The sequence below is a fragment of the Aliihoeflea sp. 2WW genome, from assembly GCF_000497755.1.
In the GTDB taxonomy this organism is placed as follows: Bacteria; Pseudomonadota; Alphaproteobacteria; order Rhizobiales; family Rhizobiaceae; genus Aliihoeflea.
The window spans coordinates 1-9821 of record NZ_AYOD01000004.1 but is presented as its reverse complement, the minus strand read 5'-3'; the positions used below and the strand labels follow the sequence as shown (position 1 = coordinate 9821).

Genomic DNA, 9821 nt, shown 5'->3' with positions numbered 1-9821 from the left:
CCCCCCCCTTGAGGGGGAGATGGCCGGCAGGCCAGAGGGGGGTGAGCGCCGCCGTCCCCGCGATCCCACAACGCCCACGTCTCCCTCCCCCTTGTGGGGAGGGGTGAGGGGTGGGGGTATGAAGCGCACGGCCCTCTCCGGCACATGCGTCGAAGCCTCGGCCAACTGCCGCGTATAAGGATGCGCCTTCTCCGTCAGGATGCGTCCCGTCTCGCCCGAATCCATCACCTCGCCATGGCGCATGATCGTCACCCGGTCGGCCATGTCGGCGACGACCGCCAGATCGTGCGAAATCAGCAGCAACCCCATCCGCCGCTCGTCGACGAGGTCGCGCAGCAGGTCCAGTATCTGCGCCTGGAGCACCACGTCGAGCGCCGTCGTCGGCTCGTCGGCGACGAGCAGCTTCGGCTGAAGCGCACACGCGATGGCGATCACCACGCGCTGGCGCTGCCCCCCAGACAATTCATGCGGATAGCGCGACAGCGGAAACTTCGCTTCCGGCAATCCCACCCGGTCGAGCATCGCGCGGGCCCTGTCCTCCGCGTCCCTGCGGTTCGCGCCGGTGTGCCAGCGAATCCCCTCGGCCACCTGCTCGCCGATCGTCTTGACCGGATTCAGCGCCGTCATCGGCTCCTGGAACACCATGCCGATATCGTCGCCGCGCAGCCTGTTCATCGCCGCTTCCGGCGCGTTCAGGATGTCGATGCCGTCGAAACTCACGCGCCCGCTCGTCCGCGCCAGCTCGGGCAAAAGCCGCATCAGCGTCAGCGCCGTCATCGACTTGCCCGAGCCGGATTCGCCCACCAGCCCCAGCACTTCGCCCTGGTCGATATGAAGGTCGACACCCTTCAATATCTCGTAATTGCCGATCGAGAGGCGTAGGCTTTCGATTTCGAGCAGGCTCATCGCTGGCGCCTCAGTCGCGGGTCGAGCACGTCGCGCAGGCCGTCGCCGAGCAGGTTGAGGCCGAGCACGGTGATTACGATGGCGAGCCCGGGGAAGATCGCCAGGTGCGGCGCGACCATCATCCGCGTCTGCGCATCGAACAGCATCCGCCCCCAGCTCGTCATCGGCGGCTGCGCACCGAGCCCCAGATAGGACAGTCCCGCTTCGGCGAGAATGCCCAGCGCAAACTGGATCGTGCCCTGAACGAGCAGGATCGAGGCGATGTTGGGCAGGATGTGCTCGATGGTGATCAGCGTCGCCGACTTGCCCGACGCCCGCGCGGCCAGCACATATTCGCGCGGCCACAGCGCCATCGCGCCCGCGCGGGCGACACGCGCGAAGACAGGGATGTTGAAGATGCCGATGGCGACGATCGCGTTGACCGCGCCCGGCCCGAAGATCGCCGTGATCATGATCGCCGAAAGCAGGGCAGGGAAGGCGAAGACGACGTCGTTGAAGCGCATCAGCGCCTCGTCGATCCAGCCGCCGCGCGCAGCAGCCCAGCAGCCGAGCGGCACGCCGATCCCCATGCCGATGCCGACGGCGACGAAGGCGACGGCGATCGAATTGCGTGCGCCCATCATGATCAGCGAAAGGATGTCGCGGCCGAAATGGTCCGTCCCGAACCAGTGCTGCGCAGAAATCGGCTGCATCCGGTTCGCCACCGTCAGATTGATGACGTCGTGCGGCGTCCAGAAAAACGAGACCAGCGCCATCAGCGCGATCAACGCCGTGATGACGAAGCCGGCAATGAAGGATGCGTTTGAGAATGCCGCGCGGACGAACTGCCCGGCGCCCTCGACCGGCGGCGATATCGGCTCGGCGCTCATGCGCGCGCCCTCAGCCGCGGATCGACCATCGCATAGGCGATGTCGACGAGGATATTGATGAGAACGACGCTCGCAACCAGCAGCATGACGACCCCCTCGACCACGATGAGATCGCGCTGGGTGATCGCCTGGAAGACGAGTCGCCCGAGACCCGGCAGGTAGAAGACGTTCTCGATGATGATCGTACCGGCCAGGAGGAAGGCAAATTGCAGGCCGAGGATGGTCAGAACCGGGATCATAGCATTGCGCAGCGCATGCCGCCAAAGCACATAGCGGCGCGGCATGCCCTTGGCGCGCGCGGTGCGGATATAATCCTCCCCGAGCACTTCGAGCATAGCCGAACGCGTGACGCGCGCCAGGATTGCCGCCTGCGGCAGGGCGAGCGCGATGGAGGGCAGGATCAGCGCCTTGATCCCCGGCCAGATCCCGCCCGTCCAGCCCGGAAAGCCTCCGGCTGGAACGAGCCTTAGCCACACGGCGAAGACGTAGATGAGCAGCAGCGCGAACCAGAAATTCGGAATGGCGACGCCGATCTGCGCCGTTCCCATCGACACCGTATCGCCCAGCCGACCCCGCCGCGCGGCGGCGAAAATACCGACCGGAATGGCGATGACCGTCGACAGCACCAGCGAAATTACCGCCAGCGGCAGCGAGACGATGGCCCGCTCGGCGATCAGGTCGATGACCGGCGAGCGATAGGTGTAGGAATTGCCGAAATCGCCGACCGCCATGCCGGCGATCCAGTTCACATAACGCTCCAGCAGCGGCACGTTGAGCCCCATCTGCTCGCGCAACGTCGCCAGCGCCTCGGGCGTGGCGTTCATCCCCAGCATGATCCGCGCCGGATCACCCGGCAGGATCTCCATGATGGAAAAAACGACGACGGACGCCACGAGAAGCGTGACGAAGCCGATGATGACGCGCTTGAGGAGAAAGATGGTCATGGGGATGTCGCGACCACGCCGGATCGCAGAGGTCGAGTCTTGTCGCGCCCCCCTCTGCCTTGCCAGGCATCTCCCCCGCAAGGGGGGAGATCAAGCGCGCCGATTACGAGACTGATCTCCCCCCTTGCGGGGGAGATGGGCGGCAGCCCAGAGGGGGGCAACGTAAAGCTCACGGTGCGTAGCTTTTTCCGACTACTCCGCCCACTTCACCTGCGTCAGATCCGTCGCCTGGATGGGCGAATTCTCCCACATGCCTTCGAGCTTGGCATCCCAGACACCGATCTTCGGCAACTGGAACAGGAAGCCCACCACCGCGTCCTCCGCCAAAATCCGCTGCGCCTGGCCGTAGAGCTCGTTGCGCTTTTCCTCGTCCGAAGTCGCATCGAGTTCGGCGATGACCGCGTTGAACTCCTCGTTCTGGTAGTCGAAATAGTAGTCCGGCCGCGAATAGATATCGATGTCGTTCGGCTCGGTGTGCGAGATCACCGTGAAGTCGTAATCCTTCTCGGTGAACACCTGGCTCAGCCAGTCGGCCCATTCCACCGGGATGATCTCGAGTTCGATGCCGACCCGGCGAAGCTGCGAGGCGATGACCTGTCCACCTTCGCGCGCATAGGGCGGGGGCGGCAGTTTCAGCGTCGCCGAGATGCCGTCGGCAAATCCCGCATCGGCCAGAAGCTGCTTCGCCTTTTCCGGATCATAGGGATAGGTGTCGGTCAGATCGACATAGGCCGCATTGGCGGGCGAGAAGTGCGAGCCGATCGGCGTGCCGAGCCCCGAGCCGTTGCCGGCGATGATCTCTTCGCGGTTGAGCGCATGGGCGATCGCCTGGCGCACTTCGAGCTTGTCGAACGGCTCCTTGCCATTGTTGATCGAAAGCAGCGTCTCGCCTTCGGTCGAGCCGATCACGACCTCAAAACGCGGGTCGGACTGGATCTGCGCCAGAGCGTCGCCTGCCGGCATTTGCGGGAAGGCGTGGACGTCGCCTGAAAGCAGCGCCGGAATCGCGGCCGCGGCGTCCGGCACGATACGGAATTCGGCGCGTTCCAGCGCCACCGCTTCGCCCCAATAGTCCGGATTCTTGACCAGAACGACGGACGAGCCCTTGGCCCAGCTGTCAAACTTGAACGGCCCGGTGCCGACCGGCGTCTCCATGTTGCCGGCGGCCGAGGCCTCCGACACGATGACCGCGTCGCCCCAGCCCATATTGTAGAGGAACGAGCCCTGTGGCCGCGACAGCGTCACGGTCACCGTCGTCGGGTCGGTCGCCTCGACATTCTCGATGGCGGCGAACAGGCCCTTCTGCGCATTGGTGGAATCCTCGGCCCGGGCGCGGTCGAGTGAGAATTTCACGTCGGCGGAAGAAAACTCCGCCCCGTCGTGGAATTTCACGCCTTCGTGCAGCTTGAACGTATAGGTCAGCCCGTCCTCGGAAATCTCCCAGCTTTCCGCCAGCGCCGGCAGCACTTCGCCCGTCGGCCCGATCTTGGTCAGCCCTTCGAAGAGGTTTGCATAGACGATTTCGTCGATCGCAGCGGCCGCGCCTGCGGTCGGGTCGAGATGCGGCGGCTCCAGCACGACGCCAATCACGACGTCGGCGCGTTGCGCGAAGGCGGTGCCGGAGGCGAGCGCGATGGCCGCTGCGGCAAGCACAGGAACGATGATCTTCATGTCAGGCAGGCTCCCAGGGATTATCGATGTTTTGCCGGATTGAAGCGCGAAAACCGGCCCGAGTAAATCGCGATTGTGCTCTGCACACCCGTTGCGATGAAAAGTTCATGCGCGGCACGAACGCCGCCTAGTTTCTTTGTCCGCCGAGCAGGTGTCCGAGCCCGATTGCCATCACCTTGGCAGACTGGACCATGTCCTCGATGCCCACCCATTCGTCCGGCTGGTGGGCAAGGTCGAGGATGCCGGGCCCATAGGCGATGCAACTGAACAGGTGCCCGATGCGCGAGACGTGTTTCTGGTCGTAGGTCCCGGGCGAGACGACGTAGTCCGGCTCGCGGTCGAAGATGTCGCGAATGCCCGACGCGACGGCCTTGACCACCGGCTCGTCCTTTTCCGTCATCAGCGGCAGCACTTCCATCATGTCGCGGATCGAATAATCGAATTTCGGCCGCTCAGTCTTTAGCCGGTCGAGGATCGACGTCACCTCGCGCTTCACGTCGCCGATGTCTTCCTCGAGCAGGAAGCGCCGATCGATCACCGTCCGGCAGGTGTCGGCCACGTTGGGCGAGGGCAGGCCGGGATAAAAGTCCTCGGTCTGGCCGCCATGGATCGAGTTGATGTTCATCGTCGAGCGCCGCGCACCCTCCGGCACGACGGGCGTGCGCGTCTGTTTCTTGTCGAGCGCGGGGAACAACTCGTCCTCGAAGGCTGCCAGCACCGCGCCCATGTGGCGGATCGCCGAATCGCCGAGGAACGGCATCGACCCATGCGCAATCCGCCCCTTGGTCTCGATTTCCGCCCACCAGACGCCGCGATGGCCAAGGCAGATGCGGTCCTTGTTCAGCGGTTCGGGAATGATGACATGGTCGACGCGCGGCTTGGAAAAATAGCCCTTCCCGGCGAGATAAGCGACGCCGCCGAACCCGCCCGATTCCTCGTCCACCGTGCCGGAAATCTCGATGGCGCCGGCAAAATCCGGATTGGTCGCGATGAAGGCTTCCGCTGCGATGACGGAGGCGGCAAGCCCGCCCTTCATGTCACATGCGCCGCGGCCATAGACCCGCCCGTCCTTGACGACGCCCTCATAGGGATCGACCGTCCAGCCTTCGCCCGCCTCGACCACGTCGATATGCGAGTTGAAATGCACCGTCTCGCCCGGCCTCTTGCCCTCGTAGCGAGCGATGACGTTGGTGCGCGGATAGCGGTCGCTGTCGCCCGGCGTGCCTTCCCCGCGCACATATTCGATTTCGAACCCCGAACGCTTCAACCGTTCGCCGAGATATTCGGCGCAAGGCGTATAGGCCTCGCCCGGCGGGTTGATCGTCGGAAAACGGATCAGGTCGCGCGTCAGCGCCACGACGTCATCGGTGCGGTCGTCGACCGCCTTCATCAGTTTTTCTCTCATGGCCGCAATGTGAGCGGGCGAGGAAACGCTTGGCAAGTACGGCAGATGCGGGATCGGGCTGGACCAGCGATTTCGGTGCGCTGGCAGCGGTCAAGGCATCAAGAACCACGCAAGCCCATTTTCTTGGCATCAGGTCTTCTATAAGAGTCGAACAAAGCAAAAAGGTGCCCATGTCCAGCCAACACCGCGTCGACCTGTCCCGACCCGTCTCGGACGAAGTGCGCAAGACGACCTGCTACATGTGCGCCTGCCGCTGCGGCATCGACGTGCACCTGAAGGACGGCAAGGTCCGCTACATCGAGGGCAACCGTGACCATCCGGTCAACAAAGGGGTGCTCTGCGCCAAGGGCTCGGCCGGTATCATGCAGCATTATGCGCCGGCACGGCTCAAGGCGCCGATGCTGCGGACCGGCCCGCGCGGCTCGGGCGAGTTCCGGCAAATCTCGTGGGAGGAGGCGCTGGCGCTGGCGACCGACTGGCTCGGCTCAGTCCGCGCACACGATCCGAAAAAGCTCGCCTTCTTCACCGGCCGCGACCAGTCGCAATCGCTCACCGGCTTCTGGGCGCAGCAATTCGGAACGCCGAACTACGCCGCCCATGGCGGCTTCTGCTCCGTCAACATGGCCGCCGCCGGCATCACCACCATCGGCGGCGCGTTCTGGGAGTTCGGCCAGCCAGACTGGGACCGCACGAAGCTTTTCGTTCTTTTCGGCGTCGCCGAGGACCATGATTCGAACCCGATCAAGATCGGCATCTCCAAGGTCAAGGCGAACGGCGCGCGCTTCGTCTCCGTCAATCCGGTCCGCACGGGCTATTCGGCCGTCGCCGACAACTGGATCGGCATCCGTCCCGGCACAGACGGCCTCCTGATCCTCTCGCTCATCCACGAACTCCTCAAGGCGCGGCGCATCGATGTCGACTATCTGATGCGCTATTCGAACGCGCCCTGGCTGGTGATCGACGCGCCCGGCACCGCGGAAAACGGCCTGTTCGCGCGCGATGCCGAAGGCCGTCCACTGGTCTTCGAGACCGTCACCGAGCGCGCCGTCCCTGCCGGCTCGAAGGGCGCCCGCCCGGCACTCCACGGCCGCTTCACCCTGCCGGACGGCCGCGCAGTGCGCCCGTCCTTCGAGCTTCTCGCCGCCGAATATCTCGACCCGAAATACGCGCCGGAGAACGTCGCGGCCGAGACCGGCCTCGACGTCGACACGATCCGCGGCCTCGCCGCCGAGATCGGCCGCGTCGCCTTCGAGGAAACGATCGAAATCCACCAGCCCTGGACCGACGTGCACGGCCAGCGGCACGATAGCTTCGTCGGCCGGCCGGTCTCGTTCCACGCAATGCGCGGCATCTCGGCCCACTCCAATGGCTTCCAGACCGCCCGCGCCCTGCACATGCTGCAGGTGCTGATCGGCGCGATCGACTGCCCCGGCGGCTTCCGCTACGAGCCGCCATATCCCAAGCCCGTCGAAGCGCATCCGCGTCCGCACGGCAAGGCCGAGCATTTCGGCTCCAACCAGCCGCTCTCCGGCCCGCATCTCGGCTTCCCGCTCGGCCCGGAAGACCTCCTGATCGACGAGGACGGCAAGCCGACCCGCATCGACAAGGCCTTCTCGTGGGACGCTCCGCTCTCCGCCCACGGCCTGATGCACATGGTCATCGCCAACGCGCATGCCGGCGATCCGTACCCGGTCGACGTCCTTTTCCTCTACATGGCCAACATGGCCTGGAACTCGTCGATGAACACCGCCGGCACGATCCGCATGCTGGAGGAAAAGGACGAGGCGACCGGCGAGTACCGCATCCCGAAGATCATCTATTCCGACGCCTATTCGTCCGAAATGGTCGCCTATGCCGACCTTGTCCTGCCCGACACGACCTATCTGGAGCGCCACGACTGCATCTCGCTGCTCGACCGCCCGATCTCCGAGCCCGATTCGGTCAACGACGCGATCCGCTGGCCGGTCGCCCAGCCCGACCGCGACGTACGCCCGTTTCAGAGCGTCCTCATCGACCTCGGCGCGCGGCTGAAACTGCCTGGCTTCGTCGACCATCGCGGCAAGGCGCTCTACGCCGACTACGCTGACTACATCGTCCGCCACGAGCGCCGACCGGGCATCGGCCCGCTGGCTGGTTTCCGCGGGACGGAGGGCGACCGGGCGGGCAGGGGAGCGGCCAACCTTGCGCAGATCGAGCGCTACATCGAGAACGGCTCCTTCTTCTCCGCGCACATTCCCGCCGAAGCGCTCTTCTTCAAGCACGCGAACCAGGCCTATCAGGACTTCGCGGTGAAGATGGGCTTCTTCGACAAGCCGCAGCCCGTCACCTTCCAGCTCTATTCGGAAATCCTGCAGAAATTCCGCCTCTCGGCCGAGGGCGTGCGCGCACCCTTCGCGCCGCAGGAACACCGCCAGCGCATCCTCGCCAGCTTCACGCCGCTGCCCGCATGGTACATGCCGCTCGAGGAAGCCGGCGTCGACCGCGACGAATACCCCTACCACGCCATCACCCAGCGGCCGATGGCGATGTACCATTCATGGGGCTCGATGAACGCCTGGCTGCGCCAGATACACACCAAGAACCCGCTCTATGTCCCCGGCGCGATCTGCGATGCGCACGATCTGAAGGACGGCGACTGGGTCTGGCTGATCTCCCATCACGGCCGCATCAAGGTCGAGATCGCCCGCTCCAACGTCGTCAACCGCGACACGATGTGGACATGGAACGCGGTCGGCAAACGCGGCGGCGCCTGGGCGCTCGACCCGAAATCGCCCGAGGCCCGCAAGGGCTTCCTCCTCAACCATTTGATCCACGAACTCCTGCCGCCCAAGGGCGACGGCATGCGCTGGTCCAACTCCGACCCGATCACGGGGCAGGCGGCCTGGTACGACCTGCGGGTAAGGATCGAAAAGGCGGAGCCGGGCGCGGTGAGCGAACCGCATTTCCCCGACCAGCGTAATTCGACCGAAACGCCGGACGAAATCAGATACGGGCAGGAGTGGAGCGCATGATGCAAACGCAGCGCCAATCACCCCCACCCTGTATCCCTCCCCACAAGGGGGAGGGAGGACATCCACGCCGCGCCTTACGTTCCGCTTGTCTGGCTGTTGCCGATAGTGCACCGCCGCCGACTTCTCCCTCCCCCTTGTGGGGAGGGGTACGGGGTGGGGGTACGCGACCTCCCCAACAAGGTGCGGCTCCAAATCCTGCTGGCAGCCCCCACCCATGACCTCCCTCCCATCACTCCCCACCCCGAAAAAACTCGGCCTCGTCATCGACCTCGACGTCTGCGTTGGCTGCCACGCCTGCGTCATCTCCTGCAAGGAATGGAACACCGGCGGCTACGGCGCCGCACTCTCGGATCAGGACCCCTACGGCGCCGACGTCTCCGGCACTTTCCTCAACCGGATTCATTCCTTCGAAGTCCTGCCGGAAGGTGCTGAAAAGATTGGCGAAGCGGGCGATGCACGGATCGTCCATTTCCCCAAATCCTGCCTCCATTGCGAGGATGCGCCCTGCGTAACCGTCTGCCCGACCGGCGCGTCCTACAAGCGCGCCGACGACGGCATCGTGCTCGTCGACGAGGACATGTGCATCGGTTGCGGGCTCTGTGCCTGGGCGTGCCCCTACGGCGCCCGCGAAATGGACCTCGCCGCCGGCGTCATGAAGAAATGCACGCTGTGCGTCGACCGCATCTACAACGAGACCATCGCCGAAATCGACCGCGTCCCGTCCTGCGTGCGAACCTGCCCCGCCAACGCCCGCCACTACGGCGACCTCGCCGATCCGCACTCCAGCGTCTCCAAAATGGTCGCCGCCCGCGGTGGCATCGACCTGATGCCGGAGCAGGGCACAAGGCCAGTCAACAAGTACCTGCCACCCCGCCCGCGCACGACACTCGCCGCAAGCGCGGTCCCGCTTGCGGAAACCTCCGCCGGCGCCACCGGCTTCTTCGCCTGGCTCGACGGCATGCTGGAGCGGATTTGATGCGCGTCTCACCCCCCTCTGGCCTGCCGGCCATCTCCG

General features: G+C 65.1%; 7 protein-coding genes. 2 read left to right on the top strand and 5 right to left on the bottom strand.

Features of this window, described 5'->3' with window-relative positions; all coding sequences use genetic code 11:
* The 5 genes from ALII_RS0103515 to ALII_RS0103495 form a co-directional block, all read right to left on the bottom strand.
* Nucleotides 1–906: ATP-binding cassette domain-containing protein (locus ALII_RS0103515; protein WP_024585954.1), on the bottom strand; the 906-nt coding region annotated here is incomplete at its 3' end.
* On the bottom strand, nucleotides 903–1775 hold the full coding sequence (locus tag ALII_RS0103510) for an ABC transporter permease (RefSeq protein WP_024585953.1): 873 nt from the start codon (nucleotides 1773–1775) through the stop codon (nucleotides 903–905). The genes ALII_RS0103510 and ALII_RS0103515, both read right to left, overlap by 4 nt.
* Nucleotides 1772–2719 (bottom strand): ABC transporter permease, encoded by a 948-nt coding sequence (locus tag ALII_RS0103505; RefSeq protein ID WP_024585952.1) that lies wholly within the window; start codon nucleotides 2717–2719, stop codon nucleotides 1772–1774. The genes ALII_RS0103510 and ALII_RS0103505 overlap by 4 nt, the downstream gene beginning before the upstream one ends.
* 192 nt (nucleotides 2720–2911) lie before the next feature.
* On the bottom strand, nucleotides 2912–4390 hold the full coding sequence (locus tag ALII_RS0103500) for an ABC transporter substrate-binding protein (RefSeq protein WP_024585951.1): 1479 nt from the start codon (nucleotides 4388–4390) through the stop codon (nucleotides 2912–2914).
* Nucleotides 4391–4517: 127 nt separating this feature from the next.
* Nucleotides 4518–5795 (bottom strand): acetylornithine deacetylase/succinyl-diaminopimelate desuccinylase family protein, encoded by a 1278-nt coding sequence (locus tag ALII_RS0103495; protein WP_024585950.1) that lies wholly within the window; start codon nucleotides 5793–5795, stop codon nucleotides 4518–4520.
* A 170-nt stretch (nucleotides 5796–5965) separates the two neighbouring features.
* On the opposite strand from ALII_RS0103495, the gene ALII_RS0103490 reads away from it, so the two are divergent.
* Together ALII_RS0103490 and ALII_RS0103485 are read left to right on the top strand one after the other, a co-directional pair.
* The gene (locus ALII_RS0103490; protein WP_024585949.1) at nucleotides 5966–8806 is read left to right on the top strand and encodes a molybdopterin oxidoreductase family protein; all 2841 of its coding nucleotides are present in this window, start codon (nucleotides 5966–5968) and stop codon (nucleotides 8804–8806) included.
* A 214-nt stretch (nucleotides 8807–9020) separates the two neighbouring features.
* Nucleotides 9021–9782, top strand: coding sequence for a 4Fe-4S dicluster domain-containing protein (locus ALII_RS0103485; RefSeq protein ID WP_024585948.1), 762 nt, complete (start codon nucleotides 9021–9023; stop codon nucleotides 9780–9782).
* The last annotated feature ends 39 nt before the right edge of the window (nucleotides 9783–9821 follow it).

Bases quoted from the DNA above. Each gene is read 5' to 3' on its own strand.
- ALII_RS0103510 (WP_024585953.1), bottom strand. From the start codon at position 1,775: ATGAGCGCCGAGCCGATATCGCCGCCGGTCGAGGGCGCCGGGCAGTTC.
- ALII_RS0103505 (WP_024585952.1), bottom strand. From the start codon at position 2,719: ATGACCATCTTTCTCCTCAAGCGCGTCATCATCGGCTTCGTCACGCTT.
- ALII_RS0103500 (WP_024585951.1), bottom strand. From the start codon at position 4,390: ATGAAGATCATCGTTCCTGTGCTTGCCGCAGCGGCCATCGCGCTCGCC.
- ALII_RS0103495 (WP_024585950.1), bottom strand. From the start codon at position 5,795: ATGAGAGAAAAACTGATGAAGGCGGTCGACGACCGCACCGATGACGTC.
- ALII_RS0103490 (WP_024585949.1), top strand. From the start codon at position 5,966: ATGTCCAGCCAACACCGCGTCGACCTGTCCCGACCCGTCTCGGACGAA.
- ALII_RS0103485 (WP_024585948.1), top strand. From the start codon at position 9,021: ATGACCTCCCTCCCATCACTCCCCACCCCGAAAAAACTCGGCCTCGTC.